Source organism: Fastidiosipila sanguinis, assembly GCF_002998295.1.
Lineage (GTDB): Bacteria > Bacillota > Clostridia > Saccharofermentanales > Fastidiosipilaceae > Fastidiosipila > Fastidiosipila sanguinis.
Genome location: NZ_CP027226.1, coordinates 1231851 through 1256835, shown reverse-complemented (window position 1 = coordinate 1256835; position 24985 = coordinate 1231851). Strand labels below are relative to the sequence as shown.

23 protein-coding genes are annotated in these 24985 nt (G+C 33.9%); 20 read left to right on the top strand and 3 right to left on the bottom strand.

What is annotated here, in order from left to right:
• Window positions 1-113 precede the first annotated feature (113 nt).
• Window positions 114-365: a hypothetical protein gene (locus tag C5Q98_RS05470; protein WP_106012647.1), complete on the bottom strand. Its 252-nt coding sequence runs from the start codon at window positions 363-365 to the stop codon at window positions 114-116.
• A gap of 214 nt (window positions 366-579) precedes the next feature.
• Here C5Q98_RS05470 and C5Q98_RS05465 point away from each other — a divergent pair, with 214 nt between their 5' ends.
• Window positions 580-1935, top strand: a complete 1356-nt coding sequence (locus tag C5Q98_RS05465; RefSeq protein WP_106012646.1) for an MFS transporter — start codon at window positions 580-582, stop codon at window positions 1933-1935.
• 11 nt (window positions 1936-1946) lie between these two features.
• A complete protein-coding gene (locus C5Q98_RS05460; protein ID WP_106012645.1) occupies window positions 1947-3116 on the top strand; it encodes an ArgE/DapE family deacylase in 1170 nt (389 codons plus the stop codon).
• Between the two features lie 90 nt (window positions 3117-3206).
• On the opposite strand, the gene C5Q98_RS05455 is transcribed toward C5Q98_RS05460, so the two are convergent.
• Together C5Q98_RS05455 and C5Q98_RS05450 are read right to left on the bottom strand one after the other, a co-directional pair.
• Window positions 3207-4627 (bottom strand): IS3 family transposase gene (locus C5Q98_RS05455; RefSeq protein ID WP_242967352.1). Its coding sequence is split into 2 segments (ribosomal slippage): window positions 3207-4141 and window positions 4141-4627, totalling 1422 coding nucleotides; the frame shifts between segments, so codons are not numbered across the junction.
• A 275-nt stretch (window positions 4628-4902) separates the two neighbouring features.
• On the bottom strand, window positions 4903-5214 hold the full coding sequence (locus tag C5Q98_RS05450) for a DUF4298 domain-containing protein (RefSeq protein ID WP_106012644.1): 312 nt from the start codon (window positions 5212-5214) through the stop codon (window positions 4903-4905).
• Between the two features lie 266 nt (window positions 5215-5480).
• On the opposite strand from C5Q98_RS05450, the gene C5Q98_RS05445 reads away from it, so the two are divergent.
• The 18 genes from C5Q98_RS05445 to mltG all read left to right on the top strand — a co-directional run bounded on the left by C5Q98_RS05445 (window position 5481) and on the right by mltG (window position 24890).
• Window positions 5481-7064 (top strand): ABC transporter substrate-binding protein, encoded by a 1584-nt coding sequence (locus C5Q98_RS05445; RefSeq protein WP_106012643.1) that lies wholly within the window; start codon window positions 5481-5483, stop codon window positions 7062-7064.
• A 92-nt stretch (window positions 7065-7156) separates the two neighbouring features.
• Window positions 7157-8122 carry an ABC transporter permease gene (locus tag C5Q98_RS05440; RefSeq protein ID WP_106012642.1) on the top strand — a complete coding sequence of 322 codons (966 nt, stop codon included), beginning with the start codon at window positions 7157-7159 and terminating at the stop codon, window positions 8120-8122.
• Between the two features lie 17 nt (window positions 8123-8139).
• Window positions 8140-9078, top strand: a complete 939-nt coding sequence (locus C5Q98_RS05435) for a carbohydrate ABC transporter permease (protein ID WP_106012641.1) — start codon at window positions 8140-8142, stop codon at window positions 9076-9078.
• 486 nt (window positions 9079-9564) lie between these two features.
• Window positions 9565-10392 carry an aldo/keto reductase gene (locus tag C5Q98_RS05430; RefSeq protein WP_106012640.1) on the top strand — a complete coding sequence of 276 codons (828 nt, stop codon included), beginning with the start codon at window positions 9565-9567 and terminating at the stop codon, window positions 10390-10392.
• A 211-nt stretch (window positions 10393-10603) separates the two neighbouring features.
• Window positions 10604-11323 (top strand): response regulator, encoded by a 720-nt coding sequence (locus C5Q98_RS05425; RefSeq protein ID WP_205728419.1) that lies wholly within the window; start codon window positions 10604-10606, stop codon window positions 11321-11323.
• 59 nt (window positions 11324-11382) lie between these two features.
• Window positions 11383-12969 (top strand): sensor histidine kinase, encoded by a 1587-nt coding sequence (locus C5Q98_RS05420; RefSeq protein ID WP_106012639.1) that lies wholly within the window; start codon window positions 11383-11385, stop codon window positions 12967-12969.
• 78 nt (window positions 12970-13047) lie between these two features.
• Window positions 13048-15162 carry an ATP-dependent DNA helicase RecG gene (gene recG, locus C5Q98_RS05415; protein WP_106012638.1) on the top strand — a complete coding sequence of 705 codons (2115 nt, stop codon included), beginning with the start codon at window positions 13048-13050 and terminating at the stop codon, window positions 15160-15162.
• A complete protein-coding gene (gene rsmD / locus C5Q98_RS05410; protein ID WP_106012637.1) occupies window positions 15155-15730 on the top strand; it encodes a 16S rRNA (guanine(966)-N(2))-methyltransferase RsmD in 576 nt (191 codons plus the stop codon). Before recG ends, rsmD begins: the two co-directional genes overlap by 8 nt.
• A gap of 18 nt (window positions 15731-15748) precedes the next feature.
• The gene (gene coaD, locus C5Q98_RS05405; RefSeq protein WP_106012636.1) at window positions 15749-16228 is read left to right on the top strand and encodes a pantetheine-phosphate adenylyltransferase; all 480 of its coding nucleotides are present in this window, start codon (window positions 15749-15751) and stop codon (window positions 16226-16228) included.
• 86 nt (window positions 16229-16314) lie between these two features.
• Window positions 16315-16812: an ATP synthase subunit B family protein gene (locus C5Q98_RS05400; RefSeq protein WP_106012635.1), complete on the top strand. Its 498-nt coding sequence runs from the start codon at window positions 16315-16317 to the stop codon at window positions 16810-16812.
• 14 nt (window positions 16813-16826) lie between these two features.
• On the top strand, window positions 16827-17666 hold the full coding sequence (locus C5Q98_RS05395; protein WP_106012634.1) for a hypothetical protein: 840 nt from the start codon (window positions 16827-16829) through the stop codon (window positions 17664-17666).
• 32 nt (window positions 17667-17698) lie between these two features.
• Window positions 17699-18814: a D-alanine--D-alanine ligase family protein gene (locus tag C5Q98_RS05390; protein WP_106012633.1), complete on the top strand. Its 1116-nt coding sequence runs from the start codon at window positions 17699-17701 to the stop codon at window positions 18812-18814.
• Entirely contained in the window at window positions 18807-19295 is a 489-nt protein-coding gene (locus C5Q98_RS05385; RefSeq protein WP_106012632.1) for a YwiB family protein, read from the top strand. Before C5Q98_RS05390 ends, C5Q98_RS05385 begins: the two co-directional genes overlap by 8 nt.
• 69 nt (window positions 19296-19364) lie before the next feature.
• Complete coding sequence (locus C5Q98_RS05380; RefSeq protein WP_106012631.1) at window positions 19365-19931, top strand: YceD family protein; 567 nt, start codon at window positions 19365-19367, stop codon at window positions 19929-19931.
• 114 nt (window positions 19932-20045) lie between these two features.
• Entirely contained in the window at window positions 20046-20225 is a 180-nt protein-coding gene (gene rpmF / locus C5Q98_RS05375) for a 50S ribosomal protein L32 (protein WP_106012630.1), read from the top strand.
• 110 nt (window positions 20226-20335) lie between these two features.
• A complete protein-coding gene (gene der / locus C5Q98_RS05370) occupies window positions 20336-21673 on the top strand; it encodes a ribosome biogenesis GTPase Der (RefSeq protein WP_106012629.1) in 1338 nt (445 codons plus the stop codon).
• A gap of 93 nt (window positions 21674-21766) precedes the next feature.
• Window positions 21767-23614 carry a translational GTPase TypA gene (gene typA / locus C5Q98_RS05365; protein WP_106012628.1) on the top strand — a complete coding sequence of 616 codons (1848 nt, stop codon included), beginning with the start codon at window positions 21767-21769 and terminating at the stop codon, window positions 23612-23614.
• 73 nt (window positions 23615-23687) lie between these two features.
• Window positions 23688-24890 (top strand): endolytic transglycosylase MltG, encoded by a 1203-nt coding sequence (mltG, locus tag C5Q98_RS05360; protein ID WP_106012627.1) that lies wholly within the window; start codon window positions 23688-23690, stop codon window positions 24888-24890.
• The last annotated feature ends 95 nt before the right edge of the window (window positions 24891-24985 follow it).

Sequence of the window (24985 nt, the reverse complement as noted above, 5' to 3'; positions counted from 1 at the left end):
ATGATATTGTAAATAGCATTAAAACGTAAAAAGACTAACGGGACATATGTCCCGTTAGTTTTTGTTTATGAAGTAAATACTCCTATTTAAATTAATTACCAATTTTTTATGTTTTATTTTTCTTCTTCCATTTTATTCTTTGAATAAATATCTTCAGCAATATATTCAGCTTTAAGGCTAATATCAAAGAGAGTTTCTAGTAAGGTAATGAAATAATCAATTACAACATATGTAAATCCCGTTGATAAGGCTACTGTAGTCGCAGTCCAAAATTCTCCTTTGAAAAGAAAGACTATTGTAGCAACTATCCCTATTGTTAGAATTATGAATTTAATTATTGTATAAAAGTTCAATTTATCTTCCATGAAAATGACCTCCTCTTTATTCGTTATTTTCGTTATTTTAATTATATCAAATACAAGATGATGGTAAAGATATAATAACCGTATTTAGCTCGTTATATAGAGTTTATTTTCCACTTAAAGTGAAGTCTTTAAATGTTTATAAAATAAGGTTTTTTGCTCTATTCATTTTAGTTATAATTATTTAGTATTTGTTACTAGAATTGAGGAAATTATCATGACAAACAAAAACGAACAAGGAAGATTCCACTATGCGTGGGTAATATTGATTGTTGCGACATTGGTATTAGGTGTATATGTACCAATAGTTAATTCTCTATCAAATACTTGGCAGCTTGCAGTCACAAGCGATTTAGGGTTTTCTAGAACTAAATTTTCTTTTAATACTACAATCACTCAAGCCGTTGGGATTTTCTTGGGTCCGGTTGTTTCCTATTTTCTGACGAAGTATGATTTTAAACGTATTTGGAGAATTACAGCCTTAATATTTGCTGGTGCTGTATTTGGATATTCCATGTCTCAGAACGAATACCATTTTTATGTATTGGCATTTTTTGTAGGTTTTGCTTATATAACTACAGCACAGATTCCTATGATGATGCTGATAAATAATTGGTTTAATGAGAAAAGAGGACTTGCAACTTCTATAGCGGTGTCCGGTATTTCCGCAGGTGGTGCAATTCTAAGTCCAATGATTAGTGCATTAATCAAAAATTTTGGCTGGAGAAGTTCATATCGCATATATTCTATAATAATTTTAGTAATTGCAGTTCTCGCAGGCTATTTCCTTATATATCTTAAGCCTGAGAATTTAGGTCTTAAACCGTATGGTTATATACCTGATGACATTAATGAGGATAATAATGAAGATACTAATGAAGCTTCTAAAGAAATGCATGCTGATAAAGCTAATGAACTTGCAGCTCAAGCGGAAATTGAAACTGAAGTAAGTAAAGAGAAAATGAAGTCGCTAAATGTCGGACTATCAATATCTGCATCATTAACAACTGTTTTCTTTATATCCCTATTATTAGGATCTGCTATGAACGGTTTAGCAAATGGTGCAACTTTACAATTCCCACCAGCATTACAAGATGCAGCTGGTGTAGGTACTGCAGGTACGGTTGTTTCATTATACTTGCTTTTGGGTGTATTTGGTAAACTGCTAATTGGTAGACTAGCAGATAAATATGGTATTTATACAGCACTTGCATTGAGTTCAGCTGCCCTAGCGCTTAGTTTTGTATGTATGTTATTTGCGGATAAAACTTGGGGAGCCTGGGCTGTTGCTGTTGTTTTTGGTTTTGGTTTAGCTATAGGGACAGTAATTCCACCTTTAATAACTTCGTCAATTTTTGATAAAAATATGTATGGTGAAGCTTATGGTTTCGTACAGTCTGCTATGCAGGTTGGTGCAGCTTTTGGTCCTTTGTTAGTTTCTGTAATTTATGATTATAGTGGTGCTTACGCCTGGGCGTGGATAATTAATATTATTTTTAGCATTTTAACAGGAGTATTATGGATATTAGCACACAAACAAGCAAAGCCTTATGCTAATAAAGTTGAGAAGTAGGAGAAAATTTTATGGATAAATATATTAAAATTCTGGAAGATTTAATAAAAATAGAATCTGTAAATAATTATGAAGAGCTAGTTGCTAATTACATCTTAGACTTATTTAAAGATTATGAAAATGTTGATACTGATACTGTAGTATCTTACCCAGGAAGAAATAATATTATTGTTAAACTTAAGGGCAAATCTGCTGCTGAAGATAGAAAAGTCTTCGCGTTTTCTGGGCATTTAGATGTAGTAGCTCCAGGTGAAGGTTGGACTTATGGGCCTTTCTCTGCTGAAGTAATCGATAATAGAATGTATGGCCGCGGCACTTCGGATATGAAAGCTGGTGTTGCAGCAAGTTTATGTGCAATTTTAGATATTATCGAGTCAGGTCAAGAATTCCCAGGTGAAATTTGGTTCTTAGGTACAGTTGGTGAAGAAGTAGGTATGCAAGGAGCTTTGGACCTTGTTGAAGGTGGTTACTTAGATGGAGTAGATGCTATTGTTATTCCTGAACCAACAAAAAGAGATAATGAGAATCAAGCAATTTTTGCTTCTAAAGGTTCCATCATGTATACAATTTCTGCTAAGGGTAAAGCAGCCCATTCATCAATGCCAGAGCTTGGTATAAATGCAATCATGACTGCAGTAGATTATATTGATAAAGTGCAACGGCAATTTGATGAAGTTACTGCTAATCCTAATTATCAAAATGAAAATTTAGGATCAACGATAAATGTGTTTTCTATGATTGAAGGAGGAATTCAGGTTAATTCAGTTCCTGACAACGTTAAGCTAGTAGGAAATACCCGTACAGTTCCTGAATTTGGGTCCAAAGAATCCATTAAACTTTTCGAAGATGCAATTTCAGCTAACAATAAAGATGAAAGTAAGGCCAAATTAAGCATTGAGTACGATCAGGTCTTGGATCCTGCTGAGGCTGGAAAAGACAACGAACTAATTCGTTCATTGATAGCAGCTGCTCCAAATAAAAATGTTAAAGTGAGACCTCTGGTTGGAACATGTGAGTTATCAAGATATATACATATTTCAGATGATATTCAATTAGTAGTTTACGGTCCAGGTCTTACAAAAAATGCCCATATTGTCGATGAATATGTTGAAATAGATGAATATTTAGATACGATAGAAATATTCAAACGTTTAGCATTGAATTTCTTGAAGACTGAATAAATAAAAATAGCTAGATGATTAGTATTATGATGTGACCCCCAAAAGTTAGACTTTTTTAGCGTAGCAGTTTATATGGCTGCTACGCTATTTTTATGCAGCCAAGAGTCTAAGTCTGTATTGCACTGGACTTAGCCATCCTAGTTTTTCTTTAATTCTTTGTTCATTATAATACTTTATGTATCGTTCTATTTCTGACTTTAACTCATCATAGCTATAGTAAGTAGCACCATAATAGATTTCTTGTTTTAACAAACCAAAGAAATTCTCCATAACAGCGTTATCGTGACAGTTGCCTTTACGAGACATGCTTTGGAAGATTCTTTCCTCCTTTAGACGATGAGAGTATGCTTTCATTTGGTAAGCCCAGCCTTGATCCGAATGGAAAGTTCTTCTGAATTTGCAATCTGATGTTATTGCAATAGCCTGTTCCAATGCATCCATGACATTTTTGGCTGAAGGTTTCTTGTCAATTCCATAGCTTATAATTTCACCATTACACATATCCATAAATGGATCCAGATAAAGCTTACGCATTGTCATTTGACCTTTTGCATTAATCTCATAATACTTAAATTCTGTAGTATCTGTTGTAATCTTCTGATGTGGTATACATGTATTAAATCGTCTCCTTATGCGATTAGGAGCAACCGTTCCAACTTTACCTTTATATGAACTGTATTTCCGGCTTTTTCGAGTGAAAGAAGTGACTTGCAAAACAAGTTTTTGCATTATACGTTGTACTTTCTTTTTGTTTACATAGTATCCTTGATTTCTTAATTCTCCAGTCACTCGACGATAACCATAATCCTTGTGATTATCTCTGATTTCAAGAATCTTTTCCTCGATTTCTTTGTCAGGATTTTCTCTATCTAATCTTTTCTGCCAGTACATATATGTTGCTTTAGGCATGCCTGTATAAGAGAGAAGGTCTTTTAGTTTGAATTCTCCTCGGAGACTGTTGATGACGAGTGCCGTTCTCTCATTTTTGCCTCGTCCTCTAAACGCAGTCTCCTCAGTTCTTTTAAAAAGGCATTCTCGATTCTTAACTTAAGCAGTTCATCTTCTAATTCTTTAACATGTTCTGCACTTGTATCAACTATTCTTTCTTCCGCTTCTTGAGCTTTATTATCTATCTTAGGTTTATCCAATTTTCTTTTTCGACCTTTCTTGCGTGGTTTCAAAGCATCAGGACCGGCAGCACGAAAGCGACTGACCCAGTTACAAATCATACTTGGATTGCTTATACCTTCTTGAATTGCCAAGTCTTGATATGAAATCTCACTTGATAGATATAACTCTACAATAGAAAGCTTAATTTCGAAAGAATATTTTTCTTTTTTACGAGAACGCATTAATCCTTCGTCACCAAACATTTTATATGCATTAATCCAACTGCGTAACTGTGTCTTAGAGCCAAGTCCATATTTTTTAGAAAGATATGTAAAACCACCCTTGTCATCCAAATATTCTAAAACAACTTTCTTCTTGAATTCAAAACTATGTTTTGCCATAAAAATACCGACCTCCCATTCGTTAGATTTTGGTCTAACTTTTGGGGGTCGGTACATTACTTCATCATCTAGCTATAATTTTTAAATCACAAATTGTAAATTATTTGTCTGTACTGACTCTATTTCCGATTTGGAAATCATCTTTGTTTTCAAACATATGACGTACTGAAATTTGTTTGTGACCAGTTAATTCTACGAAGTCATTGGTTTCAATAGAGAAGAAGCCTTCACAAATTGCATCACCAATGAGGTCAATAAAATGTAATTAATCCTCACTAACCATTCTTAACGGCTTCAGTACCAGTCTCTAACATTCTTATTGCGGTATTTAACTGTTCTCCAATTAAATTAAATACTGCATCTTCGCTTAATACAGCTCTAGTCATATCTTCAGGAATTTCACCTGCAGCTTCTGCATCGTAATCGTCAAACCAGGTTTGACTTGAATAATAATCACTTAACTCTTGATATTCTTTGTTGCTTTCTTCATATTCGTCAAGAGCTGCGTTTAGTTTTTCAAGAGCAGCTGTGTGTTTTTCAAGAATACTATCCATTTTTTGGATTCTTTTAATTAATTCATCATTCATATTAATCCTTCTTTCTTTGAAGTATCTTACTTTATAGTGACTTTATGCTTATTATGATACAAAAAAATGAATAAAACAAGGAGAGCAATAAATTACTCCTGTTGTCATTATGCACAAATTATGCCTCTAGAAATAGCTTAAATGTAGAAAAACATAAAGTTTAGCTTTCTAATTTTGAAAAGTATTTGTAAATCCTATACAATTTGCATAATAGAATTGCACAAAAGTAGATCGGTAATTAAAAAATTTGTGGGAGGGTTTACAAAATGTCGAAATTCAAAAAAACTACAACGTTAGCTTTATCATTATTGTTAATGCTGAATGCTGTTGCTTGCTCTAATACTAATAATGACAAGCAAGAAATAACAACAAGTACAGAGAAAGTAAAAGTTGATCCGGACAATAATATTTTTTCTGCTGACCTAGATGATTACAAAGGTAGTGGAGAAACACTTTCAATGTATACAGTTGGTGGTGCCCCGGATGACCATGATAAAGTCTTTGAAGAAGTTAATAAGTATTTGAAAGAGCATCTCAATGTAAATATTAATCTTACATACTTCTCATGGGGTGAATATGGAACCAACATGAATACAAAAATTAATGGTGGTGAGTATTATGATATGACATGGGGACCAGACTTAGTAGGTGTTACTGATTTCGCTAGAAATGGTTTATTTTATGATGTATCTCAACTTCTACCAGCAGCACCTAATCTAAAAGCTTTAATACCTGAAACGGTTTGGGGAGGAGTAACTCTAGGTGATGGAAATATATTTGGTATACCAACATATAAAGATTCATCAGCTACTCAATATTGGGTATATGACAAAGCTTATTTAGAGAAATCTGGGTTAGGTGAAAAGAGTGTTAAAGATGTTAAGACATTACAAGATCTTGACCCTATAGTTAAGCAGATGAAAGAAAAAAATCCTGATACGAATCCAATGCTTATGACAAGCTCAGGTGTTCAATATTTGAATTATGATTATGAAAATATAGCTGGACCAGTAGCTGTTAAATTTGGCTCAACCGACGTCTTAAATCTATATGCTGAACAAGAGATCCAAGATAGATTCAGGATATTACATAAATGGTATAAAGATGAGATAATTAATCAAGAATTTGTAGAATTTGGTGAATTGGATAACTCTCAATTACACATTTGGTCATCCCAAGGTTATCCAGGTGTAGAAACACAATGGGAAAGAGAACATCAATCTCCAATAGTTACAGTACCAAGATTAGGACCTATGTACACAACCACAACAATTCAAGGTTCTTACTGGGTAATAAATGCTGCAAGTAAATATCCTGTGGATGCTATTAAAGTATTGGAGCGCATTAATGTAGATCCTTATTTGAGAAATCTATTAGCTTATGGTATCGAGGGAGAACATTACGATTTTGTGGATAAAGAAAATAATATAATAATCAAGACTGATGAAGGTAAGTATGGACCAGCTATATATCAACAAGGTCAATTTATGAACCTATACACAGTTGCGCCACAAGTAACAGAAACAAATGCAAAAGATTATCCAGAGTTGAAAATTGGCGATCCTATAATGGAGCTTGCTAACCTAGGACAATGGCAAGACGTTCACGAAATTAACAAAACAGCTGATGTTTCTAAGTTGTTAGGGTTTATGTTTGATCCAAGCAATGTAGAGACTGAAGTATCAGCTTTGAATAATGTCACATCGAAATATTTTGAACCATTGCATACAGGTGAAGGTGATCCAGAGGAAATATTACCAAAAATGTTACAAGAGATGGATCAAATTGGAATTGATAAAGTTATTGAAGAAGCCCAAAAGCAAATTGATGAATTCCTTGCAAAAAAATAATAACAAATAATCAAATATAGAATTAACTAGCCTTGTAGAGTATTTATTTGAAATGCAGGGCTAGTATTAGTTTAAACGTGAGGGAAATAAAAATGTCAAAGAACAAAGATCAGTCTGAAGTAAAGACAAAAAAAGGTAAAAAGTGGAAATCAACTGATTTAGAGTTGGTTATATTAGGGTTACCTACCTTTATATACTTTTTCCTTTTTATGTATTTACCTTTACCAGGTTTACTATTAGCATTTAAAAACTATAGACCTAAGCCAGGTCATAACTTTTTTTATAGCTTATTTACATCAAAGTCGGCAGGTTTTAAGAATTTTGAAGTATTGTTTAGAACGCCAGATGCTCCAAAAATGATTTTTAATACTCTATTCTATAATATTATTGGAATAATCTTAGGAGCAATTTTACCTGTAGCTATAGCAATGATGCTTTCAGAACTCCGTAGCAAAAAAGTAATGAAAACTACTCAAACTATGATGTTCCTTCCACATTTCTTATCTTGGGTTGTTGTAAGTAACATTGTGTATGCATTTCTTGCACCTAATAGAGGTTATATAAATAATGTGTTGCTTGCAAATTCAAGTAAGCAAATAGATTGGTATAACACTCCACAGTATTGGAGGTTTATATTAATCTTTATGAATCAGTGGAAAAGTATAGGATATACATCGATTATATATATGTCAGCTATCACAAGTATTGATAACTCATTATATGAAGCTGCTATGATAGATGGTGCAACAAAGTTCCAGCAAGCTAGATTTATAACTATTCCACACTTGAGAAGAACTATTTCCGTAATGCTGATTATGAGCATTGGAAGTATTTTTACTACAGGACTAGACTTATACTATTTAGTTCCAAGACAAGCTTTCCCACTTTACGACACCTATATTACAGTTGATGTGTATGTTTATAATTCTGCGACGAAAGCAGGTAATTTACCTCAAGGTTCTGCAGTGGGATTCTTACAGTCTGTAATAGGATTCTTCATGGTAGTGGCAGCGAACCTTGTAATTAAGAAAGTGGACCCTGAGTCATCACTGTTCTAGATGAAAGAGGTAGTAGAATGAATAAAACAAAAAAAGGTTTAAGATCAGGATTAGAAAAATATAACAACATTAGCATTACTACGAATATTATTTTCTCATTGATAGCTATAGTATTCGCGCTTCTGTGTTTATTACCAGTAATACTTGCAATGAGTATTTCATTTACTTCTGAAGCAAATTTAAATATTAACGGTTATCAATTTATACCGGAAGATTTTTCTCTAGAAGCATATAAAATTATATTTGGTATTCAAAGTGGTATTCCAAGAGCTTTACTTGTATCAGTTGTAACAACTTTTCTAGGTACAGCTTTAGGAATTTTCTTGAACTCAACTTATGCATATCTTCTTACACAAAAGAAATTTAAATTTCAAAGGTTTGCCTTAATTTATATTTTAATACCTATGCTTTTTAGTGGTGGTTTGATCCCATCCTACATGATTAACAAGGGATTCTTAAAACTAGGAGATACATGGACAGTTCTTATAGTATTAGGAGCAGTCTCCTCATTCAATATAATAATTATTAAGACATTTTTCGAAGGTCAGTTAGGAGATTCTATATTAGAGCAAGCAGATATTGATGGTGCAGGACACTTTAGAAAATATTTTCAAATTGTCCTGCCCTTGTCAAAACCAGTGTTAGCTACAATTGCAATTTTTCTCGCCTTTGGATATTGGAATAGTTGGATGACTGCTTCATTATATATCGAAAATCGACCAGATTTGAAACCTTTACAAGCTATTTTAATGGAAATTGAAGGTACTATTAGTTTTTTAAAATCTCCAGAGGGGCAAAAATCACTTTCAAATATGGGAGCTGATATAGTTAATATTCCAAGTGACCCGATAAGAATGGCTTTAGTTGTAATAATTGTTGTTCCTATTGCTCTAGTATATCCATTTTTCCAGAGATACTTTACTAGTGGTTTAATGATAGGTGCAATTAAAGGTTAAAGCTTTTAATAAAAAATTTTTTACGACATTATTATAAATAGAAAAAATTTAGTTTTTGAGGAGAAAATGAAAAAACATTTTCTCCTCAATTTATTTGCAAAAGAATATATTAAGACTAACAATAAATTTCTGGAAAATAAATCAAAGAAAATTGCAAAACTTTGTACATATTATTTTAATTAGAAAATATATGAGATTTTCTAATGTTTTCAATAAATAAATGATAATTCCAAGATATTATGATACATTCAAATAAAAATTATTTTAAGTTTTTGCTAAGTTTTTTATATTAGTATTTTTAGGTCTTTTTGTTATCTAAAGTAACAACATAGCTGATTTCTTTATAGTAAACTTTAAATATGGTAACTATTAAGAACCATTTTGATAGATTATTGAAAAATTTAAGGTGTTGGTCAAAGTTTTGGCGGAGCCTGAAGCCTAATATAAAAATTGTTCAGTAGGAGAATTATTCAGTAGGAGGGCAATATGGGTAAGGAAAAAATCACATTAAAACTCAATAATGGGACCGCAATACCACAAATAGGTTTGGGTACATGGCAAATGAGTCCAGAAGAAGCGTATGACTCAGTTAAATTTGCACTAGAAAATGGATATATACACATAGATGGTGCAAGAGCTTATGCTAACTCTGAAGCCAGTGGTAGAGCCTGGAAAGATTCAGGTGTTAAGAGAGAAGATATCTGGATCACAACAAAAATTAGAGCAGAGATTAAAGATTACGAAGGTGCTCAGGAAGAGATAGAGAATGAGTTAGCAAGTTTCCAAACAGACTATCTAGACTTAGTTTTGATTCACTGCCCACAACCTTGGGCTGAGTACAAAGCTAATGGTGAAGGGAATAGATATTTCAAAGAAAACTTGGAAGTATGGAAAGCAATGGTTGAAGCATATGAAGCAGGTAAGATTAAAGCTCTTGGAGTATCAAACTTCCACCCAGTAGATTTAGAAAATATCATAAACAACTCAGATGTTAAACCTGTAGTTAACCAAATCAGTTATAGAATCGGATATACACAAGATAATTATGTGGAAGCAGCAGAAGCAAATGATGTTTTAATCGAGGCATACTCACCACTAGGTACAGGCAAGATTCTTAATAATGATGATATTAAGAAAATTGCAGACAAATATTCTAAATCAGTTGCACAAGTGGCTATTCAATACTGCTTGCAAAAAGGACATATAGTTCTTCCTAAATCAGTTACACCAAAGTATATTTTAGAAAATATTGAATTAGACTTTGAATTAAGTGCTGAAGATTTGGATTATCTGGATAGCCTGGATACTAAGTAGTTCAGTCAATAAAGTGCAATAATGAATAGGACAGAAGAATATTGTTTTAATTGAAAAATAAGCCGCTTCTTTTTCAACTTGAGAATGAGGTGGCTTAAATTAGTTAAAATATATTATCTATTGATTAATCATTTATTCTTATTTTTTAGTTTAAAATACATTAATAAGCATTTATATTCTGCTAGAATATTTATAAGTGGAGGTAATTATAATGGCTGAAAAGAAATTATTAGTTGTAGATGATGATCCTAATATTTGTGAATTGATTGAACTTTATTTTATGAAAGAGGGATATGAGGTTAAGGCCTGCCACGAAGGGGACAAAGCAGTAGATGCTTTTAGAGATTTTGACCCAGATATTATTCTTCTTGATTTAATGTTGCCAGGCATGGATGGCTATGATATTTGCCGTGAAATTCGCAAGGAATCCTCAGTGCCTATTATTATGTTGACTGCAAGAGGAGAGACCCTGGATAGAGTTGTAGGATTAGAATTAGGTGCAGATGACTATATTCCTAAACCATTTGAACCTAAAGAGGTTATCGCTCGTGTCAAAGCTGTTTTGCGTAGAACTGAGATTACCTCTGATAGTAGAGAAGATAAGCAAGTTGAATACATTGAATATCCAGGTTTGAAAGTTAATATTTCAAGCTATAATGTTGAGATTGCCGATGAAAAAATCGAGATGCCACCAAAAGAGTTAGAGTTACTATTTTTCTTAGCAACCCACCCAGATAGAGTTTTTACGAGAGAACAACTATTAGGTAATGTTTGGGGTTATGATTTCTTTGGAGAGTCTAGAACTGTTGATGTTCATATTAAGAGAATTCGTGAAAAAATTGAAGCAGTAGATGTAGATGGCAAATTACCTTGGGCTATAGAGACAGTCTGGGGTGTAGGATATAAATTCGAAACTGCTGAAGAAGAATAAAAAATAGAAATAGATATTGAACACCTTCTGTCACCAGAGGGTGTTTGTTGTTATAAAGTATGGAGCCAAACGAGCAAGATAAAAAACAAAAACATAATCAATCTAAATCAGATCAAGTTAATAAGAAGCTTGAAGCAAAACGTAAGAAATCTACGACAAATATGCTTAAGCAGTTTAACTTGCTTATTATTGTGCTTGTAGTTCTATCTTTTCTAGTATTAATTTTTGTTTATTCTAGAATTATTTCATCTGCAGCCTCTGAAGAGCGACTAGTACAAATGGATAGGGCAGCAAATGCTATAACCAATTTCTATGAAGATGCCAGTGAAAAATCTTTATGGAGTACAAACGAATTATCAGTATATATGTCAGTTGTTGCGGAGGCCACAGGATCTTATCTATGGTTATATGATGATACTGGTAGGCTTTTGTATATTAATCAAGTACCTGATTCTGCTAAGGAAAACATCAAGATAGGTACAGATAACTATATGTACTTGCCAAAAGATATAATTGCAATTGATATACCTGAAGGTGGTATTAATTTCTTAGGTGGTAATTTTTTAGGCCTTTTCCAAGATGATGGTAACTGGGTTACAGTTATTAGAGAATTAAAAAATAATGAAGGTAATAAAGTTTCCAATCTGCTTTTAGCGCATAAAATTGAACCAGTCTTAGATAGTGCACAATACTTGATAGAAGGTATTTTTATTGTGTTTCTAATTGCAGTAGTGCTAGCTATGGTAATTATTGTTATCTATACTCGTAGGATTTCAGATCCTATAGAGAAGCTTACCAAAGCAGCAACTCGAGTTTCCAATGGGGATTTATCCGCACGAGTTGATATATCCAAATATCAAGAGAGTCGCCATTCTTATGAGGATGATGACATTATGATCCTTGTAAAAATATTCAATCGTATGGTGGAACAAATTGAGAGAGGTAACTCCGAGCAGACAGACTTTATTGCAAGTATTTCGCACGACCTGAGAACTCCGCTTACCTCTATTAAAGGATTCATAAATGCTATATTAGATGGAACTATTCCGTCAGAGAAGCAAGATCATTATCTTGGTATTGTGCAAAATGAAGTTAATCGACTTAGCGACCTTGTAAGTGACATGAACTCAATTATACTTCTGGATAACGATATTGATCCTAATAATTTCGAAGAGTTTAATATTAATGAAACTATTATTGAGACAGTTCAGGGAACGGAAATTCTTCTGCAAGAGAAAGATATCGCTGTTCAAACAAACATTCAAAGTGGGTCTAAAGCTGTTATAGTCTATGGAGATCAAAGAGAAATTAGTCGAGTTATTTATAACCTTGTTACTAATGCGATTAAATTTGTTCCAGATAAAGAAGGTATAATATCGATTAATGTTGATGTTCAAGGACGAGATATTGTTCTAATTACAATTGAAGATAATGGTCCAGGAATTGCTCAAGATAAATTGAGTCATGTTTTTGATAGATTTTATAAAGTAGATCATTCCAGAACTGATAGGTCTGGTAGTGGTTTAGGTTTATATATATGTAAGCGTATTTTACAAAAACATGGTCAGAGTATTTTTGCGGAAAAAAGTGAGAGTTTAGGTGGAGCAAAATTCGAATTTACTTTACCATTTATAAGAGTTGAGTAGATATTTAATAAGTATTCAGAAGTGTTTCAAGTAGAAATATTGTACGAAAACAGATAAAGAAACGTTATAGATAATAATATGAGTAGTAATCGCAATCCATATGAAATATTTTTAGAGCCGGCAACTAAGATTAAAGGGATTTCTGCAAAACGCAGTGAGAGTCTAGAACGCTTAGAAATTGAAACTGTCGGTGACTTGGCATTTCATTTTCCTCGTAGATATGAGGATTGGACCAAGATTAAATCTATAATAGATCTTGAAGCGGAGGACGACGGTGTCTTCCTAGGCCGAGTTGAAACTGTTCCAAACCTATTCAGGAAAGGTAAACGTAGCATACTTAATGTTACAGTTCGTGATGACACCGCAGTAATGAAAATTGTTTGGTTTAATCAACCATATTATCAAGATAAACTTATAAAAGGCAAAATTTATCTTTTCCGCGGGAAAATTAAACGACAAGGACTTAGGTTTGAGACGGCTAATCCGAAATTTGTTGCCACAAGTCTTAATTCATTCCCTAAGAATGAAGAAGAATGGCAAGAAGTTTCTGCTAAATCTTTCGTTTCTCCAGTTTATCCAGCTACAGAAGGTATTAGCCAAACATATTTACGCAAGTGGATAAATTCTGCAGTAGATTTGGTTTTACCTGTAATGGATGAATATTTAAGTCCGAAAGTAAGGAAAGAATATGATTTGGCAGACTTGATTTGGTCCGTGAAACAAATTCATAATTTGGATCAAGAAGAAAACTATGATATTGCAAGAAGAAGATTAGCTTTTGATGAATTGCTATTTTTGCAAATTAACAATTTAATGGGGAAAGCAGAGGGAGCTCGTAAACCAGGTGTTCCTATACCGTTGGCAGGTAATTCTGATAAGCTTCAGTTTTGGGGCGATGCTGTAGAGAATTTGAGCTTTGATTTAACCAATGCGCAGAAACAAGCTTTAAATGAAATAATAAAGGATATGTCAAAGCCAACAGCCATGAACCGTTTACTGCAAGGTGATGTAGGTTCCGGTAAGACTATAGTGGCTTTTTTAGCAATGCTATGGGCAGATCTAAATCAGAAACAATCCGTACTTATGGCCCCAACTTCTATCTTAGCTAAGCAACATTACGCTAGTTTTATTAAGTTTTTCCCGGATATTGAGGAGTCCAGAGTAGCGCTTTTAACAGGTGATACGACAGCGAAAGAACGTCAAGATATTTATGAAAATATTAGCAATGGCACCATCAAATATTTAATTGGTACGCATGCAGTTATAGAGGACAAAGTTAAATTTAAAGACCTGGCACTGGCTGTTACAGATGAGCAACATAGATTCGGGGTTAAACAAAGAGTACAACTAAGTGATGGTAGTTCTGCACACGTATTGGTTATGTCAGCAACACCTATTCCAAGGACTCTTGGTATGCTGTTCTATGGGGATTTGGATATATCTAGTTTAAAGGAGAAACCTGCAGGGCGTCAGCCGATTAAGACATATACAGCAAGAAACAAGGATAAAGATAGATTGCTAGACCTGCTCTCACGAAATGCTGCTAAAGGTGGTCAGGCTTATGTAGTTTGCCCAACAGTCGATCCGAGTGAGAAACTAGAGCTTGCGTCTGTAACCACAACTTATGAAGAGTTGAAGAAAAAGCTCCCACATTTAAGTGTTGGACTAATACATGGTCAGATGAAGGAAGCTGAAAAGAATGAGATAATGCAACAATTCCTTAATGGGGAGATTAATATCTTAGTAGCTACTACAGTTATAGAGGTTGGAGTAGATAACCCTAATGCCACAATGATGATTATTGTAAATGCAGAGCGTTTTGGCTTAGCTGCGTTACACCAATTAAGAGGGCGTATTGGTAGAGGGTCTAAAGAATCTCTTTGTGTGCTCTTGAGTGATGTTGGTGATGGGACCAGCAGAGAAAGGTTGACAACCTTATGTAGAACTGAAGATGGATTTGAGATAGCAGAAGCTGACTTTAAACTTCGTGGTCCGGGGGACTTTTTTGGAACACGCCAACATGGTATCCCTAACTTTAAGATTGCTAATCTTTATGATGATAATGAGTTATTACAGTTAACAGGAAAAATTGCTGGAGGCATTATTAAAGATGATCCAAAGTTAGAAAAGACAGAGAATCAAGAGTTGAATAAAATAATGAATATTTATAGAAGGAGAATGCAAAATGCCTAGAGTAGTTGCCGGTAAAGTAGGTGGAATACCTCTTAAAGCGCCCAAAGGTGATAGAGTCAGACCTACAGCTGATAAAACTAAAGAAGCTATTTTTTCTAGTATTGAAGATTGGCTAGACGATGCAGAATTTCTAGACCTTTTTGCAGGAAGTGGACAAATGGGAATAGAAGCTTTGAGCCGCGGGGCAAAACAGGCATATTTTGTAGATAAGTCACGAACTTCTATTGACTATATTAAGGAAAATTTAACTAAAACCAGATTTGAAGATCAGGCTGAAGTGTTAAGTATGGATGCTAAACGAGCCTGTGATAAGTTTTTGGCACAAAGGAAGAAGTTTGATGTAATCTATTTTGATCCACCTTATGCGGAGTTTGATAAGCTTTTTGAAAGGTTAGCAGATGATTATTTAGCCGAGCTACTGCAAGAGGATGGTATTATAATTACTGAAGCAGATTCTCATGATCAAGAAATAGATTCTAACACTGCAGATACTGAGAAACTATCAATGCTTAAACGTTGTCAGTACGGGCAAGCAATGGTATCATTTTATCGAATAAAAAGTAATTAATTTGCAAAGGTTGTTCATATGAAAGAATTTGTTTTTCCTGGATCCTTTGATCCGTTTACAAAAGGACATGAAGATATTGCGAGTAGAGCATCTAAGCTTTGTGATAAATTACATGTGCTAATACTGAATAATGCTAACAAACAAGCAGATTTTTCTGTGGAAAATCGTTTAGATATGGCACAGATGATATTGAATAAATATCCAAATATAGAAGTATCATACTATGATGGTTTAATGGTTGACTATCTTAAAAATAATAACCTAAACGTTGTAGTCAGAGGTCTAAGATCTGAGAGTGATCTCAGATATGAATTGCAAATGTATGCAACCAACGGTTTAATGTATGACGAATATGAAACTATATTTATACCAAGTAGAGGCGATTATTCTTACACTAGTTCAAGCACTGTCAAAGAAGTTGCTCTTTATGGTGGAGATATATCTAGCATGGTTCCTATAGAGATAGTAGATATAGTAACAAAGAGATTTGAAAAGTAATATAATTTTTAAAAATGATATATAATAGTGTTGTATGAGCGTAAACCTAGTAAATTATAGCTCAAGACAATTTAGGAGAATTATTTATGGCTGAATACAATAATTATGAAAATACAGATAATCATGAGTCTGAAGATACAAAAGATACTTTTGAACTTCTAGACAGAATAGAAAATCTAATCAAGGATGCAAGAACAGTTCCATTTTCATCAAATATAATGTTGAACCAAGAAGAGGTTTTGATGTTATTAGGTATGGTTAAAGATTCATTGCCAGGTGAGTTACGTCAATCTAAATGGCTAGTAGAACAAAGCCGTGAGTTGTTAGAAACTGCTAGAGAACAAGCAGATAATATTATTGATGATGCTCAACATGAAGTACAACAAATGATTGATGAGCATGAAATTACTCAACAAGCTAGAATGTATGCTCAAGATACTATTGATGAAGCTAATGCTACAGCTGCAGAAATACAAGATGCTGCTATTGCATATACAGAGAAACGTCTAACTGCATTGGAAAATCAAATCACAGATGTTTTGGTAACTATTAGAAAACACAAAACCGATTTGCATAATAGCTAAGAGGTCTAAGAATTATGGAAAGTAATCAGGATAAAGATAGAAGTTCCGAAAACTTAGAAAAAAATCAAGAATATAATAGAAACTATCAAAAGAATGAAGCAGGCTCAAAAGAATTTGCTACTCCAAAATTCTCAGAAGATGATTTTGAGAAATCAGAAGATGTGAATCATTCAGAACATGCTAATCGTTCAGAACAAGCGAATCGTTCAGAACAAGCGAATCATAATGATTTTAGAGAACAGGCAAATTTTAATGTTAAAACTGGCCAAGATTTTTCCGAGTTTGAATATGCTGAGAAATCATCTAATGAATGGCAAAACAGAGCTGCGGAAGAAAAAACTTCTATCCCTGAAAATTCCGGAAAAGATGCTGTAAATGAAAAAACAGCAAAAAATAAAAAAGATGGAAGTAAGAAATCTAGTTTAAAAGATAAGATTGCTAATGCTAATATTAAGCAAATTTTCCTTGTGATTATGGGAGCTATAGTTATTTTCTTAGCAGTGTGGGGATTAATGGATATTATCAATACAATTAGAGCTGCGAGAAATCCAATGCTTACACCAGAAACAGCAACAAGACATTTAGTTAGTTCTATTTCAGCAGATGATTACGAAGAGTTTCAAAAACTAGTGGAGCCAATTAATAATATCGACAATGAGAAAAATTTATATGATAAATTGAAAAAATCATTGGAGACATCAAAGGATAATTTAGTTACTAATTTTGTAATGATTAAATTAGAAAATGGAGAACAATATTTATGTTCTTTTTATTATGATGATAAAAAAGCTGAGTATGTTTTCCGCTCAATAGTAGAAATACCTGTAGAATCACAAGGTTTTTTTGCAAGATAATTGTTATCAAATTTTTAAATTGAGGAATTTTAATGAAAGAAATAAATAATGTAATGGTGTTGTTTGGTGGAGTATCTACCGAACATGCCATTTCTTGTCGTTCAGCACATACAATAATTAAAGGCTTAAAAGCAGCAGGATATAATGTAATTCCAGTGGGAATCACTTTGGAAGGTGAATGGTTACCTTTTCGCCTTGATCTTGATAAGATTCGCGAGGAAAATTGGGTCGAGCTTACAAAAGCTGATTTAGCACAGGAGGAGTTTCCTGCTATAAGTTTAAAAGAATTAAGTTCACCAAAGGCATATTTGAGATATTTGTGTGGTGGAATTGATGTTGACCTAGTCTATCTAGCCTTGCATGGAATAAATGCAGAAGATGGAGTAATTCAAGGATTATTGGAGTTATGCGATATTCCTTATATTGGAGCTAACTTAATATCTTCAGCAATTTCAATGGATAAAGCTTACACTAAGTTATTAATCGAAAATTCAGATATTCCACAGCTTGATTTTGTTATTTGTCATAGAGAAGATATAAATAATTCAATAGATTCAGTCATTGCAGATGTTGAAAGACTTGGATACCCAGTGTTTCTTAAGCCCGCTAATGGGGGATCTTCAGTAGGTACTTATAAAGTTAATAACGCAGAAGAACTCAGACAAAGTTTAATAGAAGCGGCAGAATTTGATCATAAAGTTTTGGCAGAACCATTCTACTTAGCTCGTGAAGTTGAAATTGCATGCTTAGGAAATCATAAGGCTAAAACTGCTGTAGCAGGTGAGATAGTAAAATCTGCTGATGTTGAGTATTATGATTACAAAACTAAATATATATCTGCAGATGGAGCAAAAGTGCAAATTCCAGCTGATATCAAGGCTGAGACGATGCAGAAACTTCAGGATTATGCAAAACGTATTTATAGCTTGCTGGAGATTAATGGATTGTCTCGTATAGATTTCTTTGTCTCGCCTGATGAGTCGGAAATTTATTTCAATGAAATCAATACCTTGCCAGGATTCACTAGCATAAGTCTTTTCCCTGTAGCTTGGGAGAAAGAAGGATTAGAACTTCCTCAGCTACTTAAAGAGATATGCGAACTGGGGTTAGAAGCATATGAGCAACAGAAGAGGAAAATAGATGTCTAAGAATAAATTAATAGTTGATTTATTTATAAAAAGCCAGCAAGTTGTCGATGAGCAGGATAAACAAGAGTTTATAATAGAGACACAAGCTGAATTGACAGAGATGGATGATTCTTATTTTCTGATTTTTGAACATTTTGAGGACCTTAAAGCTGATGGCTTAGATACCATAGGCGAGCTCAGTCAAGGAAATATAGAGAAAACTAAGTTTAGCTTGAAAATACAAAAAGATCTAGAAAAAATTACATTAAGAAGATTTGGAGCAAGCTCATATGCGATAGACTTTGTTAATTCTGATCTTAGTTATAACTATGTAAATACTACTCATGGTAGATTAGAGTTGATTTATAGAACTAATAAGATAGTTAACGTGAAAAATAGTAAGAATGATTTTGAGATCAACCTGGACTATGATTTAATGCAAGGAGACTCAGTTCTAGCAAATAATAACTTGAATATTGCTTTCGTAAGAGCAGATAAGTAAAAAACAAGCAAAAGTTAAATAAGTAGTAAAAGTTGGAAACTAACTAAAACTAAAAAGGGGGAAAATAAAATGATTAGTATTAATATTGCATCACTTTTGAACTATAAGGCTAAGAGAATCCCAGAGCCAGTATATTTTGAAGGTAATGAAGCTATTGAAAGTTATGAAAACTTCGAATTCCCAGATGGTCTTGATTATGATTTTGTTATTTGGCCAGGTGAGAACAAAATTCTTCTTTTAACAGGTAAAATAGAATTTAAATGGGTTGCAGATTGCGATCTTTGTCTAGAACCAGTAGAGAACGTTGAGACAATTGAAATCGCAGAAGACATTTATCCAGCACAATTTAATCCATTTGAAAATCGTATGGAAGATGACACATATGAATTTGCAGGTGAAGATGAAGAATATGAATTCTTAATTCATGATGGTAGAAAAGTTGACCTGACTAGATACATTATTGATACAGTTTACATAAATCTACCTTTGGTAGTAAAATGTTCTGAAGATTGCCCTGGTTTATGTGTAAATTGTGGCAAAAAAGACCTAGAAAACCATGAATGTAAAGTAAAAAAAGATGCTGAAGAGCTAAAAGCTGTGAGACCAGAATTTGACAAATTGCGCGAATTGTTGTAAAAGTATATAGCTAAACTTTTTTGAAAAATAATAGTAAAACTAGTATGATGTATTAGTTCACAAAATAATAATAATAAAAGAGAAATAGAAGTATTAATAAAGGGGGCGAGAAACATGGCAGTACCAAAAAGAAGATGGTCAAAAGCAAGAAGTAGAAGATCACATTCAGCAAACTATAAATTAAAACCACTTAATTTAGTAGAGTGCCCACAATGTAAAGAACTTCGTAGAACACACAAGATGTGTAAGAGTTGTGGTTACTACAAAGGTGTAGAAGTAATGAGTGTTGAATAATTCATTACAGTTGTAGATATAGATATAAGTTGAACAGCGGCGGATATAGATATCTGACGCTGTTTTTGTTTGAATTGTGGATCTAAGCTATAGTTATTAGGAGGTGGAAGATGCATAAAACAGTAATAGCCATTGTTGGCAGACCAAATGTAGGTAAGTCTAGCTTCTTTAACTATCTAGCGCGTGAGAGAATCTCTATAGTTGCAGATACTCCAGGTGTTACTAGAGATAGGATTTATGCTGAAGTTGAGTGGCTAGGTGAACCATATGTTTTAATTGATACTGGTGGTATTGAACCAGATAGCAAAGATGATTTATTGCAGCAAATGCGAACTCAAGCTGAAATTGCTATTGAAATGGCAGATGTAATTCTTTTCATGGTAGATGGAAAAGAAGGTTTGCATCCAAGCGATTTCGAAGTTGCTGATATCTTACGTAGAACTAATAAACCAATTGTAGTTGCAGTTAATAAATCTGATGGTCCAGACTTACCAGCAGAGTTTTATGATTTCTACCAATTAGGTTTCGAAGAAGTTCATGCGATATCTGCAGCTCAGGGTCTAGGTATGGGTGACTTGTTGGATAAAATCAATGAACTTGCTCCAGAGTATGAAGAAGATGAAGATTTCAAAGATTATCTAAAACTAGCAATCATCGGTAAGCCAAACGTTGGTAAATCTTCTCTTGTTAATAAAATAACTGGTCAAGAGCGTGCAATAGTCAGTAATATGGCTGGTACAACTAGAGATACGACTGATACACCAGTTGAGAATGAGTATGGTAATTTCATTCTTCTTGATACTGCTGGTATGCGACGCAAAGCTAGAATTGGAGATCAGCTGGAAAGATATTCAGTACTACGAGCAACTGCAGCAATTGAACGTGCTGATATTTGTCTAGTGATGATTGATGCTACAGAAGGTCCAAGCGAACAAGATACAAAGATTGCAGGTCTAGCTCATAAAGCTGGTAAAGGAATTATAATTTGTGTAAATAAATGGGATCTCCCGGCAGATGAAAAAGCTTTTGATTTCAATGAAATGACTTTGCGTATTCGTGAAACTTTTGCATTTATGCCATATGCAGAGATAGTTTTTATATCTGCGAAAACAGGTTCTAAACTAAATAAATTATTTGAAACTATTAATTATGTTTGGGAAAATTGTAATCGAGAGATTAGTACGGGTAAGTTAAATGAAATTATTGGTGACGCTCAACAAATGCTGCAAGCACCAAGCTATAAAGGTAGACGCTTGAAGATATCTTATGCAGTACAAGTTGCGACGAACCCACCATCATTTGCATTGTTTGTTAATGACGTGGAATTATTGCACTTTAGTTATGAAAGATATCTAGAAAACCAAATTAGGAGAGCTTTTGATTTCCAAGGTACTTCCATTAGAATTTTCTTGCGTAATAAGAATAAATCCAAAGAATTAGCAGAATAGTTTCTGGAATTTTATAAACAATAAATAAAGCTATGTAATTTCGAAAAGAATAAATAGTGCTAAAATTTTTACAAAAATAAAAAGGAGAAAATGATGTCAAAAACAATTGAGAAAATTCGTAATATCGCCATTATCGCTCACGTTGACCACGGTAAGACGACATTAGTAGATAGTATGTTGAAACAATCGGGAACGTTTCGTAGCAACGAAAATGTAGTAGATCGTGTAATGGATTCGGATGCTTTAGAAAAAGAGCGTGGTATTACCATCATGGCTAAGAATACTGCAATTCATTATAAAGATTATCGAATTAATATTGTTGACACACCAGGGCACGCGGATTTTGGTGGAGAAGTTGAACGTGTTCTCAAAATGGTTGATGGTGTTATTCTCTTAGTAGATTCCTTTGATGGCCCTATGCCTCAAACTCGTTTTGTTTTAAGAAAAGCACTTGGTTTAGGACTCAAAGCCTGTGTAGTAGTAAATAAGGTTGATAGGCCGGATGCACGCCCTGAAGAAGTCCTGGATGAGGTTCTAGACTTATTTATTGAATTAGGTGCAGATGATGATCAATTAGACTTCCCACATGTTTTCGCATCAGGTAAAAATGGTTACGCAGTTAATTCATTAGATGAAGTTGCTGAAGCAAGTCAAAATGGTGGCGACCTTGAAGCTCTATTCTCAATGATCATCGAACAGATACCAGCTCCAGAGGGTGATACTGAGGCTCCATTGCAATTGTTAATTTCTAATATTGATTTTGATCCTTATGTTGGACGTATAGGTATAGGTGAAGTCCATAGAGGTACTATTAAATCTGGACAAAACGTTGCCATAAGCCGTAAGGGAGATGAAGGTTCTGCTTCTGGTAAAGTTGTTAAATTAATGCGTTTTGAAGGATTGGCCAAGGCAGAAATTGAGTCTGCTAGTGTGGGCGAAATTGTAGCTGTTGCAGGTATTACAGATGTGGAAATTGGTGAAACCCTTACAGCCCCTGATGTAATAGAACCATTTGACTTTATTGAGATTGATGAACCTACAATTGCAATGACTTTTAGCGTAAATGACTCTCCTTTGGCAGGTACTGAAGGAAAATATCTAACTTCTCGTCATATCAAAGGTAGATTAATTAGAGAAATGGAACGTAATGTAAGTATGCAGTTAGAAGAGACTGATTCAACAGAAGCCTTTGTTGTTAAAGGTAGAGGAGAATTGTCCTTATCCATTCTGGCAGAAAATATGCGTAGAGAAGGTTATGAAATTCAACTATCTAAACCACAAGTAGTCCTTAAAGAAGATGAGAATGGTAAAAAACTAGAGCCTGTTGAAGAAGTATTTATTGAAGTGCCAGATGAGAATTTAGGTGTTGTTATTGAGAAAATGGCAAATCGTAAAGCTGTCATGCAAGGTATGAAGGCTGGAAATGCAGGATACACTAGAATCACATTCCATATTCCTTCACGAGGACTGATTGGATATAGAAATGAGTTTTTAACAGATACCAAAGGTAATGGTGTCATGAGTACTGAAGTCATAGATTATCAACCATGGGCTGGAGATATTAAGACTAGATCAATGGGTGTATTAGTTGCAACTCAAAGTGGTGAGTCTATAGTTTATGGATTACATGGCGCTCAAAGTCGTGGTGATTTATTTATTGGACCAAACGAAAAAGTCTACGAAGGTATGATAGTTGGTAGAACTAACAAATCTGGAGAAGTTGATGTTAATGTCTGCAAGAAGAAAAATTTAACCAACGTTAGAGCCTCAGGTTCAGATGATGCTTTAACTTTGACACCACCAAGTAGATTAAGTTTAGAACAATGTCTAGAGTTTGTAGATGATGACGAACTCATAGAGATAACTCCAGAAAATATTCGTTTACGTAAGAAAATATTAAATACAGAACAAAGAAGAAAAGCACTATCTAAGAGTAAATAGATGCTACTTATATTAGAGGATTATTTGCTATAATATAGCTAATACATGAAGCTGTTAAGAGATTGGGTAAAGTATGTTAAGTAATAAATTAAAAACAATATCAGGTTACTTTATAGCAATTGTTTTGGTGTTAGTGACTTTGTTGGTTGGATTTAGAATAGGGTATGGATTTATTCTGGACCAAGATGCTAAAGCCTCAGCTATTGCTAGTGCCTCAAGACAGGCAGAACTAGAAGGCAATAATCCTGAAGAAAGCAAGTCAGAAAGTACGGATGAAAACTCTAAAAATCAGAAGAAGGTTAAGACTCCAGTTCATGTAACCAAAGACACACCAGGTGCAGTCGAGATCTATATTAACTACGGAGATGGTTCGCGTGATGTTGCTAAGCAATTAGTTGACAAAGGTATCATAGATGATGCTCTACCATTCGTGCTTGTTGGTAAGATTAATGGTTTTGACGGTAAGTTCCAGAAGGGTACACACTTCGTTTTGAAGGGCATGAACTATAACGAAATTATGTACAATCTTTCACTGCCTGCTGAATCAAGCTGGGTAACTTTCCCTGAGGGAACTGCTTATGTTGATATGAAGAAGATTTTACGTGAGAATGGAATTAATTTTGATGAGAAAAAGATGGATAAACTTGTTAACTCACCAGAGATTTTCACACAATATTCTTTCATAAGTGCAATTCCAACCGATAGACCAGAAAGAGTTTACGCTTTGGAAGGTTATCTTTTCCCAGATACTTATCAATTTGACTTGAATGCTACTGAAGAAGACATGATAAACACAATGTTGCGAAACACTGAGAGAAAACTGTCTAAAGACATTACTGAGAGAGCCTCAAGTTTAGGTTTTTCTTTAGATAAGTTACTTACTTTGGCATCTATAATAGAGGCTGAGAGTGGTAACCTATATGATCAGTACAAGATTTCTCGAGTATTCCATAATAGACTTTATTATGACTGGAACTTAGAATCTGATGCTACGATTAACTACTTGCTTAAACTAGAAGGTAAAGAAACTGTTTGGGCAGCGAATAAAGAGCAATTACAGATTGATAATCCATATAACACATATAAGCATGAAGGATTACCTCCAGGACCGATTTCTAATCCAGGTCTAAACGCTATTAAAGCAGCCCTATATCCTGATACAGATGAACAAAGTATTATGTTCTTTGTTGCTGATGGTGAGGGTGGTACTGTGTTTGCTTCTACCCAAGCAGAGCATCAGGCTAATATTGAGAAATATAAAGGAAACTGGAAATAAATTTAGAGTTTATTTCTGAATAATAAAGATAATCAAAGCCGTTTGAATCGATATCAAACGGCTTTATTGATTTTTGAGTTTAACTATTTCTAATG

Excerpts from the sequence above, each read along its gene's own strand:
- C5Q98_RS05470 (WP_106012647.1), bottom strand. The coding sequence starts at position 365 with ATGGAAGATAAATTGAACTTTTATACAATAATTAAATTCATAATTCTA.
- C5Q98_RS05465 (WP_106012646.1), top strand. The coding sequence starts at position 580 with ATGACAAACAAAAACGAACAAGGAAGATTCCACTATGCGTGGGTAATA.
- C5Q98_RS05460 (WP_106012645.1), top strand. The coding sequence starts at position 1,947 with ATGGATAAATATATTAAAATTCTGGAAGATTTAATAAAAATAGAATCT.
- C5Q98_RS05450 (WP_106012644.1), bottom strand. The coding sequence starts at position 5,214 with ATGAATGATGAATTAATTAAAAGAATCCAAAAAATGGATAGTATTCTT.
- C5Q98_RS05445 (WP_106012643.1), top strand. The coding sequence starts at position 5,481 with ATGTCGAAATTCAAAAAAACTACAACGTTAGCTTTATCATTATTGTTA.
- C5Q98_RS05440 (WP_106012642.1), top strand. The coding sequence starts at position 7,157 with ATGTCAAAGAACAAAGATCAGTCTGAAGTAAAGACAAAAAAAGGTAAA.
- C5Q98_RS05435 (WP_106012641.1), top strand. The coding sequence starts at position 8,140 with ATGAATAAAACAAAAAAAGGTTTAAGATCAGGATTAGAAAAATATAAC.
- C5Q98_RS05430 (WP_106012640.1), top strand. The coding sequence starts at position 9,565 with ATGGGTAAGGAAAAAATCACATTAAAACTCAATAATGGGACCGCAATA.
- C5Q98_RS05425 (WP_205728419.1), top strand. The coding sequence starts at position 10,604 with ATGGCTGAAAAGAAATTATTAGTTGTAGATGATGATCCTAATATTTGT.
- C5Q98_RS05420 (WP_106012639.1), top strand. The coding sequence starts at position 11,383 with ATGGAGCCAAACGAGCAAGATAAAAAACAAAAACATAATCAATCTAAA.
- recG (WP_106012638.1), top strand. The coding sequence starts at position 13,048 with ATGAGTAGTAATCGCAATCCATATGAAATATTTTTAGAGCCGGCAACT.
- rsmD (WP_106012637.1), top strand. The coding sequence starts at position 15,155 with ATGCCTAGAGTAGTTGCCGGTAAAGTAGGTGGAATACCTCTTAAAGCG.
- coaD (WP_106012636.1), top strand. The coding sequence starts at position 15,749 with ATGAAAGAATTTGTTTTTCCTGGATCCTTTGATCCGTTTACAAAAGGA.
- C5Q98_RS05400 (WP_106012635.1), top strand. The coding sequence starts at position 16,315 with ATGGCTGAATACAATAATTATGAAAATACAGATAATCATGAGTCTGAA.
- C5Q98_RS05395 (WP_106012634.1), top strand. The coding sequence starts at position 16,827 with ATGGAAAGTAATCAGGATAAAGATAGAAGTTCCGAAAACTTAGAAAAA.
- C5Q98_RS05390 (WP_106012633.1), top strand. The coding sequence starts at position 17,699 with ATGAAAGAAATAAATAATGTAATGGTGTTGTTTGGTGGAGTATCTACC.
- C5Q98_RS05385 (WP_106012632.1), top strand. The coding sequence starts at position 18,807 with ATGTCTAAGAATAAATTAATAGTTGATTTATTTATAAAAAGCCAGCAA.
- C5Q98_RS05380 (WP_106012631.1), top strand. The coding sequence starts at position 19,365 with ATGATTAGTATTAATATTGCATCACTTTTGAACTATAAGGCTAAGAGA.
- rpmF (WP_106012630.1), top strand. The coding sequence starts at position 20,046 with ATGGCAGTACCAAAAAGAAGATGGTCAAAAGCAAGAAGTAGAAGATCA.
- der (WP_106012629.1), top strand. The coding sequence starts at position 20,336 with ATGCATAAAACAGTAATAGCCATTGTTGGCAGACCAAATGTAGGTAAG.
- typA (WP_106012628.1), top strand. The coding sequence starts at position 21,767 with ATGTCAAAAACAATTGAGAAAATTCGTAATATCGCCATTATCGCTCAC.
- mltG (WP_106012627.1), top strand. The coding sequence starts at position 23,688 with ATGTTAAGTAATAAATTAAAAACAATATCAGGTTACTTTATAGCAATT.